This is a genomic window from Pseudooceanicola batsensis HTCC2597 (genome assembly GCF_000152725.1).
Lineage (GTDB): Bacteria > Pseudomonadota > Alphaproteobacteria > Rhodobacterales > Rhodobacteraceae > Pseudooceanicola > Pseudooceanicola batsensis.
This window is the reverse complement of record NZ_AAMO01000007.1, coordinates 227,970-251,997: the sequence shown is the minus strand read 5'-3', so window position 1 is coordinate 251,997 and position 24,028 is coordinate 227,970. Positions and strand designations below refer to the sequence as shown.

General features: G+C 62.9%; 19 protein-coding genes and 1 pseudogene. 4 read left to right on the top strand and 16 right to left on the bottom strand.

The genetic code is table 11. The features are described from left to right. Nucleotides 1-205: 205 nt before the first annotated feature. The 5 genes from OB2597_RS01220 to OB2597_RS01200 all read right to left on the bottom strand — a co-directional run bounded on the left by OB2597_RS01220 (nt 206) and on the right by OB2597_RS01200 (nt 7,787). The gene (locus OB2597_RS01220) at nt 206-2,230 is read right to left on the bottom strand and encodes a type IV secretory system conjugative DNA transfer family protein (RefSeq protein WP_009803679.1); all 2,025 of its coding nucleotides are present in this window, start codon (nt 2,228-2,230) and stop codon (nt 206-208) included. Then, complete coding sequence (locus OB2597_RS01215; RefSeq protein WP_009803678.1) at nt 2,230-4,926, bottom strand: relaxase/mobilization nuclease domain-containing protein; 2,697 nt, start codon at nt 4,924-4,926, stop codon at nt 2,230-2,232. Before OB2597_RS01215 ends, OB2597_RS01220 begins: the two co-directional genes overlap by 1 nt. Continuing rightward, entirely contained in the window at nt 4,913-5,494 is a 582-nt protein-coding gene (locus OB2597_RS01210; RefSeq protein WP_009803677.1) for a helix-turn-helix domain-containing protein, read from the bottom strand. Before OB2597_RS01210 ends, OB2597_RS01215 begins: the two co-directional genes overlap by 14 nt. Before the next feature lie 542 nt (nt 5,495-6,036). After that, entirely contained in the window at nt 6,037-6,243 is a 207-nt protein-coding gene (locus OB2597_RS01205; protein ID WP_009803676.1) for a hypothetical protein, read from the bottom strand. Nucleotides 6,244-6,857: 614 nt separating this feature from the next. Then, nucleotides 6,858-7,787 (bottom strand): DUF2493 domain-containing protein, encoded by a 930-nt coding sequence (locus OB2597_RS01200; protein ID WP_009803675.1) that lies wholly within the window; start codon nt 7,785-7,787, stop codon nt 6,858-6,860. Between the two features lie 685 nt (nt 7,788-8,472). Between OB2597_RS01200 and OB2597_RS01195 the strand changes: the two genes are divergently transcribed. From OB2597_RS01195 to OB2597_RS01175, 4 genes are all read left to right on the top strand, one after another. After that, entirely contained in the window at nt 8,473-8,829 is a 357-nt protein-coding gene (locus tag OB2597_RS01195; RefSeq protein ID WP_009803674.1) for a TA system antitoxin ParD family protein, read from the top strand. Beyond that, a complete protein-coding gene (locus tag OB2597_RS01190) occupies nt 8,826-9,413 on the top strand; it encodes a zeta toxin family protein (RefSeq protein ID WP_009803673.1) in 588 nt (195 codons plus the stop codon). Before OB2597_RS01195 ends, OB2597_RS01190 begins: the two co-directional genes overlap by 4 nt. Before the next feature lie 332 nt (nt 9,414-9,745). Continuing rightward, nucleotides 9,746-10,905 (top strand): IS3-like element ISOba2 family transposase gene (locus tag OB2597_RS01180; protein WP_238529670.1). Its coding sequence is split into 2 segments (ribosomal slippage): nt 9,746-9,995 and nt 9,995-10,905, totalling 1,161 coding nucleotides; the frame shifts between segments, so codons are not numbered across the junction. A 36-nt stretch (nt 10,906-10,941) separates the two neighbouring features. After that, nucleotides 10,942-11,922: an IS110 family RNA-guided transposase gene (locus tag OB2597_RS01175; protein WP_050759174.1), complete on the top strand. Its 981-nt coding sequence runs from the start codon at nt 10,942-10,944 to the stop codon at nt 11,920-11,922. A 23-nt stretch (nt 11,923-11,945) separates the two neighbouring features. On the opposite strand, the gene OB2597_RS01170 is transcribed toward OB2597_RS01175, so the two are convergent. From OB2597_RS01170 to OB2597_RS01125, 11 genes and pseudogenes are all read right to left on the bottom strand, one after another. After that, entirely contained in the window at nt 11,946-12,236 is a 291-nt protein-coding gene (locus tag OB2597_RS01170) for a hypothetical protein (protein ID WP_009803671.1), read from the bottom strand. A 114-nt stretch (nt 12,237-12,350) separates the two neighbouring features. After that, nucleotides 12,351-12,725, bottom strand: coding sequence for a DUF6915 family protein (locus OB2597_RS21720; RefSeq protein WP_456153956.1), 375 nt, complete (start codon nt 12,723-12,725; stop codon nt 12,351-12,353). Between the two features lie 264 nt (nt 12,726-12,989). After that, entirely contained in the window at nt 12,990-14,015 is a 1,026-nt protein-coding gene (locus tag OB2597_RS01160) for an IS110 family RNA-guided transposase (protein ID WP_009803669.1), read from the bottom strand. 81 nt (nt 14,016-14,096) lie between these two features. Beyond that, a pseudogene (locus OB2597_RS22725) lies at nt 14,097-14,177 on the bottom strand (DUF6915 family protein); the annotation flags it as partial. Nucleotide 14,178: 1 nt separating this feature from the next. Beyond that, a complete protein-coding gene (locus OB2597_RS01155; RefSeq protein WP_009803668.1) occupies nt 14,179-14,565 on the bottom strand; it encodes a DUF6878 family protein in 387 nt (128 codons plus the stop codon). A 125-nt stretch (nt 14,566-14,690) separates the two neighbouring features. Then, nucleotides 14,691-18,950 carry a strawberry notch-like NTP hydrolase domain-containing protein gene (locus OB2597_RS01150; RefSeq protein ID WP_009803667.1) on the bottom strand — a complete coding sequence of 1,420 codons (4,260 nt, stop codon included), beginning with the start codon at nt 18,948-18,950 and terminating at the stop codon, nt 14,691-14,693. A gap of 112 nt (nt 18,951-19,062) precedes the next feature. Further along, nucleotides 19,063-19,719 (bottom strand): DUF6927 domain-containing protein, encoded by a 657-nt coding sequence (locus tag OB2597_RS01145; protein ID WP_009803666.1) that lies wholly within the window; start codon nt 19,717-19,719, stop codon nt 19,063-19,065. Further along, the gene (locus OB2597_RS01140; protein WP_009803665.1) at nt 19,719-20,312 is read right to left on the bottom strand and encodes a hypothetical protein; all 594 of its coding nucleotides are present in this window, start codon (nt 20,310-20,312) and stop codon (nt 19,719-19,721) included. Before OB2597_RS01140 ends, OB2597_RS01145 begins: the two co-directional genes overlap by 1 nt. A gap of 70 nt (nt 20,313-20,382) precedes the next feature. Next, entirely contained in the window at nt 20,383-22,356 is a 1,974-nt protein-coding gene (locus OB2597_RS01135) for a ParB/RepB/Spo0J family partition protein (protein WP_009803664.1), read from the bottom strand. 147 nt (nt 22,357-22,503) lie between these two features. Then, complete coding sequence (locus OB2597_RS01130; protein WP_009803663.1) at nt 22,504-22,893, bottom strand: DUF3768 domain-containing protein; 390 nt, start codon at nt 22,891-22,893, stop codon at nt 22,504-22,506. Between the two features lie 90 nt (nt 22,894-22,983). Further along, the gene (locus tag OB2597_RS01125) at nt 22,984-23,907 is read right to left on the bottom strand and encodes an ArdC family protein (protein ID WP_009803662.1); all 924 of its coding nucleotides are present in this window, start codon (nt 23,905-23,907) and stop codon (nt 22,984-22,986) included. Nucleotides 23,908-24,028: the final 121 nt, after the last annotated feature.

Below are 24,028 nucleotides of genomic sequence, written 5' to 3'. Positions count from 1 at the left end.
TCATACCCGTTCTTGGCGGTAAATGCATTCCGGGCCAGAAGGTACGTGAAATCGTGCAGCTCGCCCTTGTCCGTTTGGACCAGTACGTCCGCTTTAAGTATCAAAAAATCGAATACACGAATGGCGACAAAGCGGAGTGTTCGGAACTTCAGCCTGCAGGCCCCCCGAGCAGAAGCTTTCGACCGTGGTTACCAATTCACAATCCCTACCTAACCCCAATCCTCACACCCGTCCGCCGATCCAACTCCTCCATCCCCGCAGCGATCTCCCCTTCCAACTTGTCGAGATCATCCAAGGCCCCTTCGACCTCAGCAACATCCCGATCAGTCGGATTTTCGACCATCAACTCCGCGCTCCCCGTCAGGTCCATCTCCAGCTGCCGCCCGTCCGCCGCCAGGATTTCGGCCCGCTTCTTGGTCTCCGGCGCCGATAGCATATTGCCGGTCTCTAGTTTCAATTCGCCCTGCCGGGCAGTCGCGACGGCTTCACCATCCACCATACCCCGTGTCGGTGGTGCCAAGGGCATCGCCTGCACGCTCAACGGCACCTTCGCCGGTCGCTGCGGAGACGGACCCTTCGGAAACGGCATCTCGCCATCCTGCGCCGCGTGAATTTCCTTGAAGAAGGGGTCCTCATAGTAGACGACCCGCTTCGCCCGGATCGGCATCTGCGCATCGACCACGACGACGATCTCATCGAGCGGCAACCGCCGCGCCTCGTCCTCGGGAAGAAGCGAGGTCTCTTCTGTCCGCGTCGACTGGCTACGACCCTCGAACGGGTTCTTTCCGATGGAGCGGGAGCGGGTCACCACCGTCTTCGTGGTCTTGCCGACGGCCTTGCTCAGCTCTTCTATGGTCTTCTCGTCCGAGGGTGTAAGGTAGAGTTTGACGCCGGCGTTGCCTTGGAGCGCGCGACGGGTGTTTTCACCGTAGATCTCGTCGATCGCCGGAATGGTCTGCGTGACCACGGCCAGATGGCCGCGGTAGTGCCGAAGCACTTCGATGCTTTCCGCCACAATCGGCATCTTTCCGAGTCGGTTGAACTCGTCGAGCATGATCATCACCGGCCAAGGCTCTTCCGGCCCCGGCTCCTTGTCCTGCAATGCGGAGAGCAGGTCGGAGAAAAACAGCCGGATCAGCGGCGCGAGCGGTTTGACCATGAGGGGCTGGACGACAAGGTAGACGCTGAACGGGGTCTGCCGGATGGTCCGAAAATCAAAATCGGAGACCGAGGTGGCCTCGTCGATCGCCGGATTCTGCCACTGATCGAGGCCAGAAGTCATCAGGAGCGAGACATAGGAGGTCAGCGTGTCGTTGTTGGTCGAGGCGAGCCGGATGAAGATCAGCTTGGCCGCCCGGTTGTCGACCTCGTGGGCGCGGGCAAGATATTCTTTTTGCTTGTTCCCGCCTGACGCTGAGATCCTATAGATCTCGCCAAGGGTGGGACGGCGGCGCTGGAAGGCCAGCAGCCCCGCCGCGACGAAGAGATCGATGCCGCCCTTTAGAAGACCTTGGACCCGGTCGTTGTCGTTCTGCAGGAAAAGCGTCGCCAGGAGCTGCAGCTCCATCTGCTGGCGTGCGGGGTTTCTCAGGCCATAGATGCGCAGGAGTGGATTGTAGCGATGTGTCCGCTGGCCCTCCCAGTCGGTCGGCGCGAAGCGGTATACACGGTCGCCCTGCCCCGCACGATGCCGGGAGGTCGCCTCGTAGCACTCGCCCTTCACGTCGAGCACCACGGCCGAGCCCTGCCAGGTCAGGAGGTTCGGGATCACGAACCCCGTGGTCTTGCCGCGCCCGGTCGGGGCGACGATCAGCGCATGGGGGAACACCGTCGAGGAGAGAAACGGAGCCCGCGATCCGGGCTTGCCCAGCTTGCCGATGATGAAGCCCGTGCCCGGGGTGCCGAAGAACCCGTTGCGCTTCATCTCGCGGCCGGTCTGCCAGTGGGTCATGCCGAACCGGGTGAGCCCCGATCCGGACATCGCCAGGCTCATCAGGAGACCCGCCACCCCTGCCCCGCCCATGATGAGGTTGATCAGGCGGAAGTCCTCGGGCCGGTACACCCGGATCGAGAGGTAGTTGCGCGCGATGTAGAAAAAATCGATCTCGGCCTGGAAGCCGACATCGCGGAACGTCAGTACGGCCGAGGCGATCACGTAGCCCATGGCCACCGCCACGAGCGTGACCGACAGGACCCCTAAGGCGAGCTTGGCGGGTTCGAGCGGTCCCATCAGTGGGTCTCCCCACGTTCGGTCTCGCCATCGGTGAGATCGGCCCGGTCCCGCTCGTATTCCCGATCGGCGATCTCCTCGACCACGGCGCGCGTCGCCGCGCTGTTGGCGGTCGCGGCGTCGGATTGCAGGTAGTGCTTGGCGGCATAGAGCCGATCGAGGCGGTCTTCGATCTGGTCTTTCAGGACGTCGACATCGCCGTCGCGCAACCGGTCGATCTGGGCCTCGTTCAGGTCCCGCTCAATGGCGTCGCGGTACGTCGCCCGCTGCTCTGCTGTCTCGAAGGGCGACGACCAATCCGCCGCGCGTTCATGATCGATGACGCGGCGGACCTCATCAGACTCGACGCGCTCGCGGGTTGCGGCTGGGGCATACTCCCGCAGGAGGGTGTCCAGGCCTTCCCGCTCAGACCGGATCCGTTCATAGTCCATCTCGGTGACGGTCTTGTCGCCGTCGCTCCCCGACAGAAGTGCGGCCTCTCGCGCGGACATCCTCTCCAGATAGTCCCGCTCAACATCACGGGACATGCGATCGCCGTGCTGCTCGATCGTCTCCCGGATCAGAACCTCTGCCCGTTGCGCGGCGACCGGATCCAGCCGACCCGCCTTGAGATCGTCATTCAGGTCCTGAACCGCCGAACTCAGGTCAACGCCATTCCCGTCCGTCGATCGGTCGTTCTCCAGAAGATCACGCTCGACGACGACGCGTTCGAACCGCGTGAACTCGTTCGGCGCCCGGTCGAACTGATCCGTCACGCCACTCCTGATCTCGGTGACGGTGGAGCGACTGTCCCGTTCCGCCGCGCGCCGCACCTCGTTGATCGCTTCTGTGTCCCGCGTCTCGACAACTGCGGCATAGGTCGCGCCAAGCCCGCGGGTGAGATGCGCGGGCATGTCCGGGTACCGGTCCCGGAAACTCTCCGAGACCGCCTCCGCCATCGGCGTCCGGACATCGCGCCCGTCCATGATCCGGTCAACCTCAAGAGCAATGTCACTGGCCCGGGCGTCATCGGTGATATGTTCACGGTAGGGCTCGGACCGGTCGATCACGTCGCCCGGTCGCGCCAGGATCTCCGGATGCCCGGCCAGCCAGTCGCGCTGCTCGATCTCGATCCGCCGTTCCGCGCGGGCCAATGCCTCCCGGCCCCGGTTGTCGATCTGACGATCCGTCAGACCCTCGGCCCGCATCTCGCGACGGATGGTTCCTTCCATTACCCGGACAGACTCCGGATCGTAGTGGACGCGCTCCGCCACGGTCTCGACCTCGGTCACCCCATCCCGGCGCAGTACGCCCGCCCGCTCCAGTGCGGTCCCGAGCTTCACATGCGCCCGGTTGAGCGTCTCCCGCGCCGTCTCCAGATCGTCCCGCCGTTCGAGGTTCAAACCGTCCCGCTCTGCCACCCGGCTCAGATCATCCGCGATCCATTGCCGCTCGAGCGCGGCGTTCTGTGCGCCCGTCTCCATCCGGGCCACCACCACTGAACTGCTGATGCCGGTCCCCCTTAGCGCGGTGTCGACCTGCGCGCGGATCTCCGGATCGCGCAGCCGATCGAGCTGGGCCGCGTCGATGTTCTGCTCTGAATAGACCCCGCCCTCAGAGGGTCGTTCGGTCAGCGTCCCCGACCGAAGGCCGAGCGGCTGCATATGCGCGAGCCGCGACTGGATCTCGTTGAGACTTTTCTCGAGCCGCGGCCGCTCGGCCTCAGGTTTCTCCGCGATCATCCCCTGGATGCGCTCGACCTGCTCGGCATAGCGTGTGCGCAGGTCGTCGAACGTTTGATCCTCGGCCATGTAGACGCCTCCTTCCGATGTGAGTTTGCCGCCCTTCGCCAGAAGCTCCCCGGCCCGGAAGAGCGCATCGGCAATATCCTCGCGGGCCTCCTTTGACGCCTCAGCGGCAAGCGAGCGGTAGACGGTTCGGGTGTTGGCGATCTCTTGTAGGGCGCGATCCAGATCGGCCCCGACGCGGGCCCGGGGCGCGGCCACGCGACCCTCCGCCTTCGCCGCGTAGACCTCGCGGGTCCGGGGTGGGTAGTGCACCTCGCCCCGGTCGATCCGCCGCGTGGCCTCCAGCTGGACCCCGTACTTCTCCGCCTCCTCCACCATGGCGAGACGGAAGTCGTCGTAGTTGAACCGGTGGTTCCGGCCGAGATAGAAGAACTCGCCCTCCTGCGACCGCCGGTTCAGCACAAGATGGGCATGCGGATGATCCCGGTCCTCGTGCACCGCGATGATGTAGTCGAAGTGCCCCTCATCGGTCTGGAGGAACCGCTCCGCGACATCCGAAGCGATGTCGCGCACATCCTCGCCGCGGGTGCCGATCGGGAAGGACATCAAGAGATGCGTGGTCTGCCCGAGCTTGGGTTTGAATCCGCCGTCCCACCTCTTCGCGAAGCGCTCGATGAGGTCCTTGATCTCGCCCGCCTCAAGCTTCTCCTTGCCGTCCAGAAACCCGCTGCTGTCGACGATGAAACTCGACTTCGTGGTGAGGTAGTCTAGCTGGTTCGTCAGTTGCGATTTCGTGTGGGTGCCGCCGCTCCGGATCGCCTTGAAGACCGCAGCCCGATGACCGGCGGCGGCCCGGACAAGCTGCTTCTGTTTTGAGACATGGAGACCCTGCATGGAGCCCCGGATCCGGCTCCAGCCATCCCGGAAGATCTCGCCGGTGACATCATGAACCGCATCATTCAGCCGCATGAGCAAACTCCCTCAGAACGGCCGCAGCCTCCAGCTGCATCGCGTCCCGGCGGCGGCGCACCAGCAGGTCGATCTCGTCCGCCGCATCCAGGACGAACCGCGCCAGCGCCCGCATCTGCGCCAGCCGCAGGTCCGAGAATTCCATCCCTGCGCCATCCCCCGTCCGGTTGGCCTCGGCCATCCGTTTGGCGATCTGCGCGACCCCGTTTCCGACCTCGTTCAGAGAGGTCCGGAGCCGCCCCATCTCGGCCGCCACGCGGGCGTCCGGAACGAAGACACCGCCTGCACCCTGCATCAACCGACGCAGCCCGTCAGCCCGCGTTTCGATCCCCGCCGCAGACAGCGCCGCGTCAAAGGCCGCCATCTCCTCCGACGTCAATTTCACACTGACGGCGACCACCGGAACAGCCGTGTCGCGCTGCCGTTCCGCGTCACTTTTGAGTGTGTACTGGATAGCCCGCGACGTGACCCCGAAGCGCGTGGCCAGCTCTGAAGTCGACATGCCTTCGGCTGCCTCCCGGACGATCTCCATCCGCTCCGTCTCTGTCAGCCGTTTGGTCCGGGTCATGCGAAGAAAGCCCCCCTATTTCCTGCCATCTTCATACGAGGCCGCCTCCACCATACGAAACTATATCAACGTGTCAATACTATATGATCGTATGCACAACGCACTGGCGGCCTCGTATTCCGTTTTCCGCCGAGCGGCCCCGGTGCAACCGGGGGCGCGAGGCCGCGGCCCGAAGGGTCGCCAGCCTCCCTCTCCGACAGCGCCCCGCCCGCCCATGATTGCGCCCGCGCCCGAGGGTCTGTCCGGACACGGGGCACCCCGTGTTTGGACGGACACGAGGGGCGGCGCACCTTCCCTCCGACGGGGCTGACAGACAGGGTCAAGGGAGGCCAGATTTGGCTCGGCCCAAATCTCTGCCGCAAAAACCGGCAGGCCCCGCCTGACTGTTTTTGGGGATGGCCCCCTTGAGGCTGGCTGGCAGACCTGTTCGCGGCTCTCTCCCTACCCCTCCCGTCAGGACCCGGAACGGTCCTGACGGGAGGGCTCGACGCGCAGGTCGACAGACAGAAGGGCCGCCTTTCGGCGGCCCATCAGGGGTGCGATCAGTCCTGCGGTTCTTTCGAGCTGGGAGGAAACATCACCAGCTCCTGGACGGCGACCGGGAAGTCGAGCTTGAGGCTGAAGAACTCCGAGCCGTCCCCGGTCCGGGTATTGCGGAACATCGCGCCGACGCGCTGGAAGCGGGTACGGACCTCGCCCTCGGCATCGGTGAACTTGACGGGTACGGTGGCAACGTAGTGGGTAGTCATCTGGGTCTCTCCTTTTTGCGATGAGGATCACCTGGCACGGGGGACCGAGGGTCGGCCGCAAGCGCAAATGCGGAGGGTCCGCGACCCCGGGAGTGGAAGCCGTATTTGGGCTTGCCGACGCTTCAGCGGAGGGACCGGTCGACCCGCCCCCGTGCGATCCGAAATGATGTGCAAAGAGGAGTGAGCCGGATGTCTCGCCCGCACCGAACATGCCACCGCCCATGTCAAGGTCGAGGGGGTGGTGCGAGGTCCGGATCGACACCCTTCGCGGCGGCGAAGGGATGACGTGTCAGTCCCCGGGATCGCGACGAGATCGGGGTCGGCCTCAAGCTCGTGCGTCCGATGGCCGGGCTGGTGTCTGGGGGTCTCTGGACGCTCGTCGCCGGGCACGGCTTTGCCATCAGCCGGGTCCCGGAAGGCAGTCCTTGTCGTGGACCATCTGTGCGTCGGCCGGCGACCGAGACCCAAACGTCAAGCACTCCGACCCTATAGTTTCGGCGAAGCGGCTTTTGTGCGGGTTGAGAGCCCGCCCGATGTCACTCGAGCATCCGAAACACTCAAACCCCGCGCATCGTGAGACAGCAGAAAAGGCCGCCCGAAGGCGGCCTCCTCTCTCACTTGTCGGTCTGCTTCTGCGCCGGATCGGCGACCCGCATCACCGTCAGGCCCTTCGCTTCGGCCTTCTGCCCGAGGTTCAGCGCAACCCCGTTGCCTCCGAAGAGAACGACCCCCGTCGCGGCGAACTTGTCGTCCAGCATCTCGTCATTGCACTTGAACGGCGCCGCACGACCATGCGCGGACCAGCGGGGATCAAACCGCGCCTGCGCGACACCCCGGGCTCGGGCCCATCTGGCGGCGATCATCTCGGCGCCGTGCTTGCCTCCCTTGTGGCAGATGAAGATGTCCTGATTGCGGTTCTGCCGGATCCGGTCCCGGACCTTGTCGAGGGTGTTGAAGATGACGTCGATATCGGTCCAGTCGGTGGCGCCGGAGACGATCAGCGGGACCCCCTCGACCTTCGACTTTGCAGCGGTCTCGCGGTCATGCTGTTCCAGGAGCTGCCGGGCTTCGAAGACCGCCCCGGTCTCCTTCGCCCGGACGCTCGCCCGCGATCCCGAGGCCGGGATGAAGGCATGTCCGGTCTCGACCTCGTAGCATTCCGCCGCCGCCTCGGCCATCGTCTCGACCGCACCGACGATCTCCCTCAGTTGCAGGAAGCGAACCTGCGCCTCCTCGAGGGAGGTCTCCGCGATCTCCGATCCGTCGTGCGACTTCGCCAGGGCCCCGATCTTGTCGGCGGTCCGGTCCAGCTCCTTCGTCAGCGCCACCTTCCGGCGCTGCAGGATCGTGGCGAGCCCGTGCGCCAGCGGTTCGATCTCGCCCTCGAGGCCGGTGCCGCGCAGCTGCCCGAGCAGCGCCTCGAAGGTCTCGCGCGTGATGGCATCCTTCAGGATGTCGTCTTCCGGGATCGGCAGGACGGCGCCCTTCTCCGTCAGCCCGAACAGTTCGATGGTCTCATAGGCGGTCACTTGGTCGTAAGCCATGTCGGTATCTCCAGATGGTTGGGGAGCCACCACGTGAGTGTGGGGGCATGGCCGAATGTCTGGTTCACCGAATCTGTCCGGGTCAGGGACGGCGCAGCCGCCGGCTTGCCGGGCGCAAAAGTTTTCCGGGCGGGTCGCATCCATGTGACCAACGCCGAACACGCAACCACCGCCACCACGCCCCCTGCCCTCTCCGAAAAGTTTTGCGATCCTTGAGGCGGGCTGATTTGGGGGCCATCCGGAGGATATGCTTCCACTCTCATGTGTGTGTGAATGACGGTAGGTTAGCCCGACGTGAGCAGGCAAACGGCGGGACCGGACGCGGGAGACGGATGAAGCGGAGGGATCGTTTTGGCCCCGCCAAAACAGACCGGAGTGCAATCCGGCGGAGCGGCCGGGGAGCGCCGTGCTCGCGAGCCGGGCAAACCGGGAGCCAGGTGCAACGCCGCGGTGAGGCCGCATGGCCGAATGCGCGATCGGCCCCGGGCCGATCCTCCCCTGCGACACGCGAAGCCGAGCGGGGGAGAGCCGCAAGGCTGGGGGCGAAGACGTTCGAGCGGAAGATCGGCTATGTTGATTTGCAGCTTCGTTGAATGCCTGCACCAGACATCGAACTCAAAGCAGGCACCTAACATTGACTTTTAGGTGGCATTTTGCTACCTATAGATCACCGAAGGAGACGACCATGGCGCAATCCGTAAAACTGGCCGACGAGATCATGTCCCTGGTTCGTCGCGAGGCAGACCTGCACAGCCGGTCGGTTGCAGGGCAGATCACTCACTGGCTCAAAATCGGCCGGGCCATCGAACACTCCGGCAGTTTCGATTACGCGCGTATCACTGCCGCCCTCGAAGGACGGCTGGATACGACCCAGCTTGGCGCTGAAGAAGAAGTGGCCTGGCTCGACGCCTTCACGGAAAAGATGTCTTATCCGTCCGAAGCCGAAGAGGCGTTCTTCGCGAAGCGCCAGGAACTCGGTCGCGGTGTCGGCCTCGATGCCGGCGGCAATCTGGTCTATGCAAAGGACGGCACCGCCGCATGAGGCCAAGCCTCGTCCTGATTGCCGGACCGAACGGGGCTGGCAAATCGACCCTCTACCAAACCCGCGTCGCCCCCAGCTTCGCAGGTCCGTTCATCAACGCCGACATCATTCAGCGTGACGAGCTCCGGGACCCGTCGATGGAGGCGTCCTACGAAGCGGCCAGAATTGCCGAGGCCCGGCGGACTGACTTGATGGAAGCGAGCCAGAGCTTTGCGACGGAGACGGTGTTTTCGCATCCGTCCAAGCTCGACATCATCGAGATCGCGCGGACCCGCGGATACCTTGTCGTGGTCATGCATGTAGGCGTCGACAGCCCTGACCTCTCGGTTCATCGCGTGCAGGGACGGACGGAAGAAGGCGGCCATGATGTCCCGGAGGAGAAAATCCGCGCCCGCTTCGACCGAGGCCAGCCGCTTATCCGCCAGGCCGTCCTCCGCGCCGATCGCGGGATGGTCTTCGACAACTCCGGCCTCAATACTCCGCCGAAGCAAATGCTGGTCTTTGCCAACGGGCGGCTGGTGAGAGCCGACCCGATCTTGCCGGAGTGGATCATAAAAGCCTATGCGGCCGATTTGGTATTCTGATCCACGGATATGAAAAGGCCGGGGGTCAATCTGGAAATCCAGTTCTACGCGATGTACCGTCTCGCGAACGACAGCGAATTTACATCGAGTGGGTATGAATTCAGATAGTCGGCAGCCGTCAAATCATTCAAAGTGGCCAAGTGAAGACCGTCTTCGTGCAACGAGAACGGGCCTTGCCAGTCAATAGCGCTGATCTTGGGCCAAATTTGCGTCCAGACCTCATCACGATCTATTAACTCGCGTTCGCCTTCATCTTCAAGAATAGTGACCTGCCCCCCGCGAAATCCCTCACCATGATGTAGAGTCTGCGCCAACTCTGAAGGAGCAGACGAATGCGAAAGAGCCGTTTCACCGAGGCGCAGATAATCGGGATGATCAAGGAGCAGGAAGCCGGTATGCCGACAGCCGAGGTGTGCCGCAGGCATGGGCTGAGCACGGCGACCTTCTACAAGCTGAAGTCCAAGTATGGCGGCATGGAAGTGTCCGAGGCGGCCAGGCTGAAAGCCCTCGAGGACGAGAACGCCAAGCTCAAGCGCCTGCTGGCGGATACGATGCTGGACAACGTTGTCTTGAAAGACCTGCTGGGAAAGAGCTGACGACGTTGACCAAGCGGCGAGACGCGGCGCTCCGAGTGATGCGGGATCACGACATCTCGCAGCGCCGGGCCTGCAGGCTGGTCGGTGTCGATCCCAAGACTGTCCGGCGAGACCGCCCGCCGGACAGTGCTGAGATCCGCAAGGAGATGCAGGAGATCGCCGGCAAGCGGCGTCGGTTCGGCTATCGCCGGATCGGCATATTGCTGGAACGCAAGGGCATGATCATGAACCACAAGAAGCTGTATCGCATTTACCGTGAGGAAGGGTTGTCGGTAAAACGGCGCCGCGGCCGGAAACGGACGCGCGGCACCAGAGCACCGATGCCCGTTGCCGCGTGTCCCAACGCGCGCTGGTCCCTGGACTTCGTGTCCGACAGTTTCGGCGCCTCGCGGAAGTTCCGCATCCTCGCCGTAATCGACGACTGCACGCGGGAATGCCTGTGCCTCATCGCGGACACGAGTCTGTCGGGCGCACGAGTGGCCCGGGAACTCAGCGCCCTGATCCGGGTCTACGGACAGCCGGGCTGCATTGTCAGTGATAACGGGACGGAGTTCACCAGTCGGGCCATCCTGAAATGGGCTGACGAGAACAGGGTGCCCTGGCACTACATCGATCCGGGCAAGCCGCAGCAGAACGCCTTCATCGAGAGCTTCAACGGCAGCCTGCGCGACGAGCTCTTGAACGAGGAGATATTCGACAGCCTGGACGATGCACGCCGCAAGCTGGCCTTGTGGCGCTACGATTACAACACGGTCAGGCCACACTCGTCGCTCGGCAACCAGACGCCGCAGCAAGCGCGGCGGGCGCTTGAGCAAATTGAGGGCTCCGCGCCCGGCGCGCTTGCGCCAGACGGAGAACCGGAATACCCAAATCCAAACTGCAGACTCTCGTTATGAATGAGGGACCGGCAGGGGGCAGGTCAGGAGTCACCGATGTCCCGAATACAAGAAAAGAAGACCATCACCACGGCGACCTCCCCATTCATTGTCATTGGGGTCGACGTCAGCAAGGATCAGCTGGACGTGTATGTTTCGCCGGCTGGCAATCATCACAGCTTCAAGAATGACGCTGGAGGCGCTGTCGAACTGGTCAACGTCTGCCGAGATCACGATGCCGATCTTGTGGTCCTCGAGGCGACGGGACGCTATCACAGGATGGCGCATGAAACGCTTCACGGGGCTGGTGTTAAGACTGCTGTCGCGAACCCTGCTCGAAGCAGGAATTTCGCGAGGTCAATAGGTCGCCTGGCCAAGACCGACAGGATCGATGCGCAAGTCCTGGCTGAGTATGGTGAAAGGCTTCGACCTCCGGCGAGTACACCCCCTTCCAAACTGCAAGCAAAAATTGCCGAGATTACAGTCGCTCGGAGGCAAATCGTCGATGAAATGAAGATCCTGAAACATCAGCAAACACAGACACTGGACGACCTGGTGATCGCGCAGATCGCGGCGCGCATTTCTCTGTGTCAGGGTCACTGCAAAGATCTCGAACAGCTATTGGCCGAATTGATTCAAGAAGACGATGGCATCAGGCGAAAGCATGAAATCCTTACATCGATACCGGGCATCGGCCTGACCACTGCTGCAACTCTGATATCCGAGCTGAACGAACTGGGAGGCGCGAATGCCAAGCAGATCGCATCTCTTTCCGGTGTCGCGCCCATGAACCGTGATTCAGGCAGCTTCCGCGGAAAACGTAAGATCGGCGGCGGACGCAAACCAGTGAGAGACGTCATGTATATGGCTGCCGTCGTCGCGATCCGCTGGAACAAGGACATGGCCGCTTTCTATCAGCGCCTCAAGAAGGCGGGCAAACCTTTCAAAGTCGCAATCACCGCCGTGATGCGAAAGCTCCTCATACTCGCGAACACGCTTCTCAGCGAAAACAGGCTCTGGTCAGAAACACAGCCTTGATTTTCAAGACAGATGCTTTCCTTTCAGCCTTGGCCATCAGGTTGCGGTGCGGTTCGTGGGGAGGTTGCGCTGTCCAGACGCGCACGGCCGTCCTGACCTGCGGCTGGACCTTCGGCGGCTCGGGAGACGAAGAAGACCGCCTCCCGCCCGTTCAGCCTCTGGCCGCTCCGGTCGGTGAGGCCAATGGCACTGCCGTTCCCCAGAAAGACGATCAGGTACTGACCGAGACGATCTTTGATCACCTGGTAGCCTTCGTTCGCCCAATGGACGGTTTCACCGCCATCCACGGCGGCCTTGATATCCTCGAGGGTCATCTGACTCTCCAGTTCATGAGATGGTTAGAAAGGACCCGAGGTCCGTCCTGGTGTCGGGCCTCGGGCATTCTGGCAGCAGGGCGAGGTCGAACAACCTGCCGCCCGGGACTACTGTCAGTCCACCAGATCTCGCATGGCCAACCAGTCCTGAAGACCGAGGATCGTCTTGCCCCTTGCGACCTCCACGATCCAACTTGATCGCGGATCCTCGCGGGCCTCGCTACCAAAACGCTCAATCTGTCCGTTGGCCATCCATGACTCTGGCTGGATCCGCATCAGCCAGTCGGCCAGGCTCGGGATGCGACCCTGGCAGTCTTCCCGGACATGCTGCTCGCCGATCCAGCGCACCGGAACGTCGCGACCGGCGCTGTTGGTCACGACCAGCCCGAAGACGCGCTCGGCTTCAAAAATGCCCTGCGTGTGGTGCCGCAGGGCACGGTGCGTGAAGAGCGCCAGATGCGCCTTGCTGGCGTCGAACCATGTATGGATGCCTCGTTTCGTGCAAGTTGGTTTTCCAACTTCATGGCGTGTGATCGGCTGCGGTCATGTATAAGGCCTCATTGTTGCGGCACTTTCAACGACCGCGGGCCGGTATGGAGATGCGCGGATCGGGTCCAAATCAGTCATTCGGACTCTGAGTTCCTGGTTCGACACTGGTTTTCCCAATCCGGATCTGACCGATCAATTCCCATGCATAGTTGAGTAGCTCCTCACACGCCCGACGGATCAGGCGTCAATGGCGTGATTTCTGGTTCACGCCGTTGCCACCGGATTTCGATAGTCTTCTCCCTTCATCATCATTGCCCAGATCGCTCGGGCCATCTTGTTCGCCAGTGCAATTGCGACCAACTTTTTCGGCTTTCGTTCCAGCATGCGCGCGAGCCATTCAGTGGGTTGCTTTCCGAAGCGAGTTATCGCCACGATGACGGACATCGCACCACTAATCAGATTGGTTCGTATGTCTTGTTGGCCGTGCTTCGAGACCTTGCCGAGCCGTTCCTTGCCGCCCGACGAATGCTGCTTCGGCACCAAGCCGAGCCAAGCCGCGAAGTCCCGCCCACATTTGAAACACCTCATATCGGGCGCGAATGCCTCGATTGCTATCGAAGTCTGAAGACCCACGCCGGGCATTGACTGCAGCCTCTTCGCGGTCTTCGACGAGCGCACCACCTCTTTGATCTGATCGTTCAGCTCGGATATTCGACTTGTCAGGGCCTCAATGTGCTCGAGGTACATAATACCTGTGGCCCGCACCAAGTCTGGAAGGGTGGCGTCTTTGTCTTCGACCAGACGCGCAAGTTGGTCTGTCCTGAACCTGCTCTTTGGCGCGATAACGCCGTATTCCGCTAGATGGCTGCGTAGCGCGTTCAAGGACTGTGTCCTCTGATGGACCAGCATTTGTCGGGTTCGAAAGATCATCGCGCGAGCTTGACTGTCTTCGGACTTAATCTCGACGAAGCGCATGGTCGGCCGGCTCGCGGCCTCCGCGATCGCCTCGGCATCTGCCATATCGTTCTTCTGCCGTTTGACGAACGGCTTGACATATTGGGGTGGGATAAGCTTCGCTTCGTGCCCGAGCTCGGAAATCGCACGAGCCCAACCGTGCGCGGTCGCGCAGGCCTCCATGGCAACGATGCAATTCGGCTGTTGTGATAGGAATGGCAAGAACTGAATCCGAGTGAGTTTCTTGCGGAAGTGGGCTGTTCCATCGGGTCCAGCTCCATGAACCTGAAAAACGCTCTTTGCCAAATCAACGCCGATAATGCTGACTTCATTCATTTTGTTTCTCCAATACTGCGGATTTCGCTTTTTCTGCCTCGCGACAGTACGATCCCGGCGGGAGAGGCATCCACACCATCAGTCGTGAACGGCCTGATAGTCGGATGGCGTTCCGCCATACTTCCGGGCGGAACTTTCGGCATGATGGAGGGGATGGGCCATGTCACAGGCCCTCATCGAAACTGTGGGAGCATTCAACGTAGCGGTCGGCATGATCGAGGGTGATGCTGTCGGCGATGACATCCCAGGTCAGCGTGCCGTAGCCGCCCTCGTTGTTCTCGAAGCCGGGATGCTGGTGATAGGCGACGGACCAGGCGAAGTCGCCAACCTTCGTGCAGAGTTCGTCAGGGAGCGCAATGCCTGCGGGCTGCACCGTTACGTCTTCGATATTGCCGGAATCGCCGTAGCCTTCGTATTCGGCGGTGACCTCGGTGATGCCGAGGCCTCGCAATTGCGGGAGCAGCTCGTTTCGGGTGGCCTTGTTGGCGGCTTCGCGCTCGGCCTGCCATTTTGCCATCGTCTCGGCAAAGGTGGTCTCGGAGTTGGTCATGGGTCTGGTCCTCTTGTCTGAGATTGGGGAAAGCGCCGAGGGGTCCAGAGACCCGCCACGGCGGCGGAACGCGAGGGGGCAAAGCACCCTTCCACGTTCCCCCGACCGAAAGCCCGCTTTTCCTTTCAGGCGGCTCGCTCCGCCGCCGTCGGAGATCCATCCCCCACGATCCGGGCCAGGATGGCGGCGGTATCGACGCCCTCCCCGTGGGGTACGAAGACCCGAAGCTGGAAGGCGATGATCTCGGTGAAACACCCCATGGCCTTCAGCCCGTCGATCATGCCGCGGTCGGCCCCGTCGATCTCGAGACGGGCCGCGCCCGCGACCCGGCGGCGGGTGAGCGTGAGACCTCGGCCCAGATCGACCGGCGCGGTGGACCCGCGCGCGGCCGTCAGCATGTCCTGCGGGGTTTTCGGCGTGCCCACCATGAATCGGGCTCTGAGTGCGGCCGCGCCGTCCTCGCTGACGGTCCGGCCGATCATACTCCCCTGCCCTTCGGGCGTGACCCGGTAGATGCGCTCGTTGCCCGAGGGGATATCCTTCCAGATCGGCAGCAGAAGCCCGGTCAGCAGATAGAGCTTTGTCGTGGTCACCTTGGGCAGGCCATCGGCCTCCTCGTCCCAAAGGCGGCGGGACTCGGGCTTTTCGATCTCCTCCCAGGCGGAGGCCTGGAATTTCCCTTCCTCGACATAGGTGGACCCGCTCGGCCGGATCACCTTGCGCATGAGCGTGACGATCTCCTCGTCATACATCTGCATCGGACGCGACGAGATCAGTGCCGCGCGACCCGACGCACGGTTGATCATTGGCAGCTTGTCGAGATTCCGGTTCAAAGCTTCTTCTGCCGAGAGGACATGGACAGGGTCCGTCACCTCAAGTCCGATTATGCGCGTCACCGCCCCCGAACGCGGACAGGTCCAGAGGTCTTCCACCGAGACCTGTTCGATCCGCTCGCCGCGCAACGTCTCGACGCCGAGATCGAGCGTGCCCGCGGCCCGCGCCCGCTCGGTCTGATCGGCAATCCGGCTCATGAACTCGGCGAAGAGCGCATTCTGCATGTGGATTGGCAGCGCCAGGACACGGTTGAGGAAGCGCTGGATCGGCGGCAGCTCTTCCAGCAGCACGCCGTCCTGGTCGATCAGTCGAAGAGCTGTCCAATCGCTGAACTGTTCGTAGCTCATGGCCGCCGCGCGCCCGGCGGCGAGATCGGCGTAATAGCCGCGTAGCGCACCCCTTGCGATCGGGCTTTCGAGATTGTCTTCCTCGCGGAACATGCCCTGGGAGCCGGTTTCGCGCTGGCCCTTCGTGAGCGCCCCCAGCTGATCGAGCCGCCGGGCGATCGTGGAGGTGAAGCGCTTTTCACCGTGAACGTCCGAGGTGCAGACCCGGAAGAAGGGCGCGCTGACCTGGGCGGAGCGATGCGTGCGGCCGAGCCCCTGGATCGCGGCATCGGCCCGCCAGCCGGGCTCCAGCAGATAGTGCCGCCGCCGCTTCTGGTTCTTCGCCGTCTTTGCGGCATGGTAGGACCGGCCCGTCCCGCCGGCATCCGAGAAGATCAGGATTTCCTTCTCGCCATCCATGAAGGCGCGGGTTTCCGAAGAATTGCTGCTGGCGGAGCGTTTCTCGATGAAGAGTGCTCCGTCCTGCGACTTCAGGGGGCGGATGGAGCGCCCGGTCACCTCGGCCACGACCTCATCCCCGAAGGCCCAAAGGATCTGATCGAGCGCCGATGGGATCGGGGCAAGTGACATGAGCTCCATCATCGCCGCATCGCGCAGGGCTTCGGCCTCGCGGGAGACGACCAGGGCACCATTCGCATCCCGGAGCGGCTCGGCCACCATGTTTCCATCGATCTCCACGAGCTTCTGGGCATGGATCGGGAAGGCCTGTTCGAGGTAACTCAAGACGTAGTCGCGGGGCGTGAGCGCACCTTCCACGAGCTCGTCTTCGGGCTCCATCGCTTCAAGCCGACGCTTCAATAAGCTCTCGCCCGTGGAAACCACCTGGATGACGCAGGCAAATCCCTCGGCCAAATCATCTTCAATGGCACGGATCACGGTTGGGGCTTTCATGCCCATCAGAAGGTGGTTGAAGAAACGCTGTTTGGTGCTTTCGAAACGGGACTTGGCCGAGGCCTTGGCGGCGGAGGCGTTGGTCTGGCCGGAGGCATCGTTGACCCCGGTCGCGGTCAGGGCGGCCTCGAGATTGTGGTGGATCGTCCGGAACGCGCCGGAATAGGCGTCATAGATCTCGATCTGGGCGGGTGTCAGTGCATGTTCGAGCACATCATATTCTACCCCGTCGAAGCTGAGTGCCCGTGCCGTGTAAAATCCGAGGGTCTTGAGGTCGCGGGCCACGACCTCCATTGCCGCCACGCCTCCGGCTTCCATCGCCGAGACAAAGCTCTCCCGGCTCGGGAAGGGATAGTCCGGACCCTGACCCCAGAGTCCGAGGCGGGAGGCATAGGCCAGGTTCTGCACGCTGGTGGCCCCGGTCGCCGAGACATAAAAGACCCGCGCCCGGGGCGTGGCGAGCTGCAGACGCAGCCCGGCGAGACCCTGCTGGGAGGGTTTGACCCCCCTGCCCGCGTCGGACCCCGCGGCGTTCTGCATGGCGTGGGCCTCATCAAAAGCCAGCACGCCGTCGAAACCCTCGCCCATCCAGCCCAGAACCTGGCTCAACCGGGTCGTCCCGCATTTGCCTGCGGACCGGAGTGTCGCGTAGGTCACAAAAAGGATGCCATCGCCCATGGAGATAGGCTGGTCAGGCTTCCATTTGGAGAGCGGCTGGATGTCGGCGGGCGAGCCGCCGAGATCGGTCCAGTCGCGGATCGCGTCCTCGATGAGCGTGGCGGATTTGGAGATCCAGACCGCCTTGCGACGACCCGCGAGCCAGTTCACCAGGATGAGCCCGGCGCATTCGCGGCCCTTGCCGCAGCCGGTGCCGTCGCCGAGGAAGTAACCGAGCCGATAGGCGCGCGCCTCCGGGTCATCATCAGCACGGCTCATCCGGGTCTGGTCCTCGTCAATGGTAAACCGCCCCGGCGAGTCGCGCCCGTGGGCGTCGTTTGCCATCAGGATGGTCTCGAGCTGGGCCTCGGAGAGATGACCCCCCTCGATCAGGCGACCGGGCAACCTCAGGTCCGAGGCAGCTTCATTCGACGGGACCGGGGGCGCGACAGATGCCATCGCAATACTCTCGACGAGCGGGGTCGGATGTTCCTGGGCCCCCGTGATCTCAATCCGCTGCGGGCGGTAGCGGGCATAGATGTCGGAGACAGGTTTGTTCTCGCGGGGGGTGGCGAGGCAGGTGAAAGCCAGCGGGATGGCGGCGTGGGTTGTCGATTTGGCAGGCAAGGTTGCGGTGACCGGGCGCTTGCGCGCGACGGGCAAACCGCCCTGCCGTGAGGAAGACCGGACCTGCGCTCTGGTCTGGACCGGAGCGGCGGCAGGTCTCAACTCAGCGATGTCTTCGACGATTTGCCGCGCCGCATCCAAATCGTCGACGGCCGTGCGGACGAACTCGACGTCTTCGTGCACCTTGTCCAAGACCATCAGCTGGGTTTCCACCGTGGTGCCGAGTTTGCGGTAAACGTGGCCGGGGATCGTGAGCGCGAGGTGAGGCTTTGCGATGGCCGAGGCCCGTGCCCAATGCGCCGCGTCCCGTTCCGGCGTGAAGCCCATCGGCATGATCGCCGCGAGACGTCCGCCGGGCGCGAGGCGCTTGGCCGCGGAGATCAGATGTTTCGCGGCGATGTGCTTGTCACGTGACCGATCAACCGACGAAGCGAAGGGTGGGTTCATCACGATGACGCTTGGAAGATCGGGCACCGACAGGAGATCGTCGATATGTTCGGCGTCGAGGCCGGTCACCTCGCACCCGAACACCGCCTCGAGCAGCGCCCGGCGGAAGGGATCGATTTCGTTGAGCATCGGTTTGCCACCTGCGCAAACTGCAAAACCAGCCAGCGCGCCGGTCCCGGCCGAAGGTTCGAGGACGGTTTCGCCAGGGCGAATGGCGGCTGCGCTTATTGCCAGTGCAGCAAAGGGCAGCGGCGTCGAGAACTGTTGAAGGCGAATCTGTTGCTCGGAGCGCCGGGTCTCCGTCAGGAGCCGTGAGGCGAACAATCTGGCCGTCGCGAGCACGTCCGAACCGCTGTCCCGCATGATCGTCGTCACAGTGGCGGCCTGCATCAGGTCATAGGCCATGCGCCAGGACCACGCCCCGCCGGCATCGCTGCCGCCGAAGGTCTCGCGCATGATCCGGGCAAGAGACGAGCTCTTGAGCGGTTGCTTTTCAATCTCGCGGCCGATCAGGCGAATGGCCTGCAGAAGGTGGGGTTTCGATGGGAAATCGCGTGCGAGTGCCGGGCTTCGGTTGTCCATATCGTCTGTCCTTTGAGTCAGGTTGTGGGTCCGACAGGACAGAAAGCCGCCTCTGCGCTTTCAAACGCGCGGAGGCGGCTCAAGGCTGAACAGATAGCGATGTTGCCGGCGGTCAGGAACCGTTCCCGGCGAAAAACTCGGCTAGAACCGGACTCGCCTCACTCTTCGCCGAGCCGAGGAGCTCGGACCCGGCGAGCGAGGCTTTCGACAGACGCACGAGGCCGCCTGTCTCCTCGATGCGGTAGCAGCGACGCTTTTGCCCTCCGCGCCGGTAATGGGTGGCGGTCACGATCTGGCAGGTGCTGCCATCGGTCAGGGTGACCGGCGCGGCGAGTTTGATCCTGTCGCCCTCGTCGTAGTCCGGGATTGCCGCCCAGTCGCGACAGCGCTGGCGCCAGGCATGAGCATAACTGTCGGGATCCTTCAGAACGGAAAGAAGGGCCAGCAGGCTGAGCGGCGCGCGGGACACCACCGGCCCCGCGCTCTCCTCCATGTCCTTGTATCCCCAGCACCCATCATCAAAGCGGGTCAGAAACACGGCTCCGAAGGTGATCGATCCGCCAGCATCGGTCACATAGGTTCTATCATCAACCGGCGTGCCGTCGAGATTGGTGACTTTCACTGCTGCATACCAGGTCGACCCGACCTTGCAGGCCTTGAGCAACACTGTCTTGCGCGTATCCGTCTCGAAGGTGCAGAGCCGGGCGATTTCTGCCTTCTCGTCTGCGTAGGTTTTGACGCGGCGGTCGGTGTAAAAGAGCCAACCCACTATGCCGCCCTCCGATCATCGATTTCGATGAGCGCATCGAGCGGCACCCGGTAGGGCAGCATCTCGTCGAAATCCTCGCAATTGCCGAAGTTCTGCACGACCGCATGGGTGTCGCTGGCATCCCTGAGGATCACCCGGAACGTCCCGCCGAGGCCCGAGGGCACGTCATAGGTCCCGCCGATCAGATAGTCGGCGGCGCGACGCAGGAAGACGCGGATCGTGTGGCCATCGGTCGCCAGCCGAATGGTGTCATGACCACGGTCGATGAGCATTTGCACATCATCAAGAATGTCGGTGTAGAACTGGCCGGTCAGATCGCGAAACGCCGCCTGCCGGGCCGCCATCCAATCCGGGTCCCGGAACGGGTTGATGCCCTCGGCAAAAGCGTAGGAGGGATCGGCGCGTTCGGTTGTGACGATCCGCGTCGTCGTGCCGTCGATACCGTTCGAGCGCAGATGCACACCAGTGCCGACGATCAGGATCAGGGCGGGTTGGCCGACCGGCCCGTTCCAGTTGGGCAGGAAGGTGGAACAGCCGCGCGCATGCGCGATCTGCGCCGCGACGCTGGCCGCGGAGAAGCTAAGAAGTGCCATGGGATTTACCTGTGAGTAGGAGGGAAGGGTGCGACCCGCGCCTACGTTTCGGTGCGGGTCGCCTGCTCGATCAGGCCGCTTCTGCGACCTCGGTTTCGTCTTCGGGTGTCTTGGCCTCGCTGGCATCAACCGGCTCGACACCTGCCGTCTGCATCATCGGAGGGCACCAGGCCGCGACCGCCGCCCGCTGCGCCTCCGTCAGCGTGGCGAAGGGCTCGGCGAAGAGCTTGTCGCAGAATTCGACGACTTGCTTCTTGGTCGAGGAGGCCAATGTCACCGCCTCTTGTGCAAGCCCCAGCTCCTCGCCGAGGATCTTCAGAAGCCAGGCCTTCTTGAAGCGGTTGAAAAGCGCCGCGTTCGGCGTCCAATGCGCCCGGATGTCCGGCATGATCTCCACCTCGAAATCGTGCATCAGGCTGTCGCGCTGCCGGTCCCGTGCGAAGCAGGACTGGGTGGTCGCTGCCGTGGCATAGGCCACGAGTTTGGCCTTCTCGCCCGCATCGAGCGCCCGGAACAGAGCGAACTGGTCGGCGGGGGATCTCGCCTCGTCGGCCCAGGACAGATCAAGAGCGTCATGAGCCTCGGCCACTTGTTCGAGCGAGGTGCTGTCGATCTCGTCCATCTTGGCGTGGGTACGATACTCCTGGCGCGCATCGACCTTGATCGCCTGGGTGACGCCCATACCGCTGGTCAGCACATCCGTGATCAATTTGAAGAGCGTGAGATCGAGCGTCGCCTCCGGGTGCATCGTCATCGCCGCGCCGAGCGCCATCGCCCGTTCAGTCTTAAGATCCTCGGTCAGCGAGGCGGGATAGGTGATCTCATCGCCGTCTGCGGCGCCCTTGTCGCTCGGTGCACCGGTGCCTTTGCCAGAACGCTCCGCCTTGTCTTCAGGGCGCACCATCCCGACATGCAGGGAGATCCTGCCATGCGACCAGGACGCGATCACGCCGGAGCGCGCAAGATCCTCGGCGCTATAGGCCTCCTGCAGGGCCCGCGCCTCGGCTTCCAGCGCGTCCACGCGTTCGTAGAGTTCATTGTACGCCTCATCCTCGAGCTCTTCGTTTTCCATCTCGTGTTCGAGTTTCTCAAGCTCGGCGGTGATCTCGTCGACCCGCCTCGAACCCTTCTCATCGGGTTCGACCGGACCCGGATAGACCCGGCCATAATCCGCCATGGCGGCATAGTCGTACTGGATGACCGCATCGGCCCAGGCAAAGCCGATCTCTGCCCGCGCTTCTTCGGCGGCGGCGGCGAGTTTCTCCAGCAGGATCGTTTCGACCAGCGCGGAATCCTCGAGGACGGAATGCTCATCAAGCAGATCGGCCGCGATTGCACCGCCACGTGCCTCGTAGTCTTTGCGCACAAAGGCCCCGATATCGTCGCTGACCTGGACGCCGCGGGATTTCAGCGCGTTCCGCACGGTGTAGGCCTGGACATAGTTGTCCTCTTTGGTCAGCGCCTCGAAGACCTCGCGTTGCACCTCCTGGCTGGGATGATCGGCGAAAGCTTTCATCGTGTCGAGCGTGATCGACTTCGCGCGGGCCGCGGCACGGATATCGGGATGGATGAGCCCGTAGCGGAGACGGCCTTTCACGGCAGCCACGGTCGTGCCAAAAGTCCTGGCGATGGTCTCGGGTGTCTGGCCGTCGACCTCCATCATCCGGGCGAAGGCCTCGAACTCGTCGATGGCGTTCATCGGCGCCTGGGTGATGTTCTCGGTGAGCGAGAGCGCGGTGGTCACATCGCAATCATCAGGGACCAGGCGGCAGTCGATCTTGGTGCGGTTGGTGAAGCCCTTGGCGGCCTTGTCGGCGACCAGCTCCAGAAGCGCCGCGTGACGCCGGCCGCCGGCGAGGACACCGAACTTGCCATCAATCTTCTGAACGAGCAGAGGCTGAAGAAGGCCGAGGACGGCGATGCTGGCCTTCAGATTTGCGATGTTCTCCGAGGCATAGGTCTCGGCGGAATTGGTCCGTACGTTCGCGGGATGGGCGACAAGATCGCCGATGGCGACGGTGGTGGGTTTGAACGACTGAGTCATGACATGTCCTTCTCGACGTGATTGAGAGGGCCGCGAGTTTCCGTGCGACCGATCCCCGGATCCGGGAACCAACAGGACAAGAGGCCCACTTTCCCTTTCGAAGGGTCAGCGGGCCTGTCGGTATTGAAGAGGGAGGTGCGCCCTGCCCTACCAGTCACGCGCCATCATGACGGTCAGCACACGCATGGTGGTTGCAGGGTTCTCGGGCGTCTCGGCACCGTAGCGGAAGTCGGAATCGGCCTCATACAGATCCAGTTTCCAGAACACAGTCTCACCCCGGATCGTCACCGCCCCGAAATCGTGCCAGCCTTCGGGATCGTTGTCCGGCTCGAATGTATCAAAAGCACCGGTGGCCTGGACGGCTTCCATCACGAAACCATCGCCGGCCTCGATCAGGGACTGGGTTACAACCAGCCGGCCCTGGATCGGCTGATCCGGGGTGATGCCAAGGCAGGCAAACCTGCGGAAGGCGTCGTTCTGGGCGGCGATGACGGTGGCGTTCGGTCGGGGATAATCTGCGGGTTCGGCATGGCTCATGGGTCTGTCCTTTCGGGATGTGTTGAAACCACCAAACCCAAAGCCAGCTTTTCCTTTCACCACGCCCTACCAGCCCGGACAGCCCCGGCCTCAAGCGGCCTGTTCCCCCTGCCCCGCCTCCGAGGCCGCGACGAGATAGTCACAGGCACGCTGCGCGTCCGCCGCATGTTTGAAGATCGCCCGCTTGTCCGAGCGGAGTACGCGGACCCAGTTGTCGAGATAGGCCGCGTTCAGCTCCAGCGTATGCGCGGAAAACCCCAGCTTCTGACCCAAAAATACCGTGCAGAGTTCCGCCACGATTTCTTCCCGTGCATAGGCCGTGTTGCCAAACCTGGCATCACCGTAACTTCGGTTCAGCCGATGGCGCGGTTTCGTCCAGTGACCCAGCTCGTGACCCCAGACGGCGTAGAAATTCCGCGGGTTCTCGAAGAGCTCGATCGGGGGCATGTAAATCTTGTCGAGGTTCGGAACATAACATGCTTCCCGACCAGAGAAGCTGACATTGGCACAGATTGCCTCGAAGAAGCTCTGCATATGCGGGATCGGTACGCGTTCGGGATGAACTTCCGGTTCGGCCGCAGCGGGATGGAAGCGAGGGTCCAACCCCTCAATCTGATCGGCGTTAAAGACGCGATAGGATTTCATGAAGGGGATGGTTTTGGGGTCTTCGGTTTCCGCCTCCCCGCCGTGGGCGCTTTCGGCCTGTTCGCGCTCGGCCGTTCCGTAATAGACGACCACCGACGATTTCGAGCCCTTGATGACTTTCGCATCGAGCTCGTTTGCCTGCCTCAACGTCATCCAGTAGGGCGAGGTGTATCCGGCCATCATGGTGCGCATGGTCAACAGGAAGTTATTGACGCCCTGATAGGGTTCGCCGTTCTGCCTCAGCGGCAAGGAACTGCCGCCGACCGTCCAGGGCTTGCGCCAGGGCAGCACGCCCCGGTCGATGATCTTGATGAGTTCGATGGTGATCGACGCCGCGGCGTCGAACTTTGGCTTGCTGGATTTGGCCATGATGATCTCCGATGTCTGGTAAGTGTGCAGACCCGGAGGTACCGTCAGGGAAACACCCTTGGAGGGGACGGCAGGGTCCGTCCAGAACCCTGCCAGACCCCCACTCCGTGACTCTGGATCC

Bases quoted from the DNA above. Each gene is read 5' to 3' on its own strand.
- OB2597_RS01220 (WP_009803679.1), bottom strand. From the start codon at position 2,230: ATGGGACCGCTCGAACCCGCCAAGCTCGCCTTAGGGGTCCTGTCGGTC.
- OB2597_RS01215 (WP_009803678.1), bottom strand. From the start codon at position 4,926: ATGCGGCTGAATGATGCGGTTCATGATGTCACCGGCGAGATCTTCCGG.
- OB2597_RS01210 (WP_009803677.1), bottom strand. From the start codon at position 5,494: ATGACCCGGACCAAACGGCTGACAGAGACGGAGCGGATGGAGATCGTC.
- OB2597_RS01205 (WP_009803676.1), bottom strand. From the start codon at position 6,243: ATGACTACCCACTACGTTGCCACCGTACCCGTCAAGTTCACCGATGCC.
- OB2597_RS01200 (WP_009803675.1), bottom strand. From the start codon at position 7,787: ATGGCTTACGACCAAGTGACCGCCTATGAGACCATCGAACTGTTCGGG.
- OB2597_RS01195 (WP_009803674.1), top strand. From the start codon at position 8,473: ATGGCGCAATCCGTAAAACTGGCCGACGAGATCATGTCCCTGGTTCGT.
- OB2597_RS01190 (WP_009803673.1), top strand. From the start codon at position 8,826: ATGAGGCCAAGCCTCGTCCTGATTGCCGGACCGAACGGGGCTGGCAAA.
- OB2597_RS01175 (WP_050759174.1), top strand. From the start codon at position 10,942: ATGTCCCGAATACAAGAAAAGAAGACCATCACCACGGCGACCTCCCCA.
- OB2597_RS01170 (WP_009803671.1), bottom strand. From the start codon at position 12,236: ATGACCCTCGAGGATATCAAGGCCGCCGTGGATGGCGGTGAAACCGTC.
- OB2597_RS01160 (WP_009803669.1), bottom strand. From the start codon at position 14,015: ATGAATGAAGTCAGCATTATCGGCGTTGATTTGGCAAAGAGCGTTTTT.
- OB2597_RS01155 (WP_009803668.1), bottom strand. From the start codon at position 14,565: ATGACCAACTCCGAGACCACCTTTGCCGAGACGATGGCAAAATGGCAG.
- OB2597_RS01150 (WP_009803667.1), bottom strand. From the start codon at position 18,950: ATGGACAACCGAAGCCCGGCACTCGCACGCGATTTCCCATCGAAACCC.
- OB2597_RS01140 (WP_009803665.1), bottom strand. From the start codon at position 20,312: ATGGCACTTCTTAGCTTCTCCGCGGCCAGCGTCGCGGCGCAGATCGCG.
- OB2597_RS01135 (WP_009803664.1), bottom strand. From the start codon at position 22,356: ATGACTCAGTCGTTCAAACCCACCACCGTCGCCATCGGCGATCTTGTC.
- OB2597_RS01130 (WP_009803663.1), bottom strand. From the start codon at position 22,893: ATGAGCCATGCCGAACCCGCAGATTATCCCCGACCGAACGCCACCGTC.
- OB2597_RS01125 (WP_009803662.1), bottom strand. From the start codon at position 23,907: ATGGCCAAATCCAGCAAGCCAAAGTTCGACGCCGCGGCGTCGATCACC.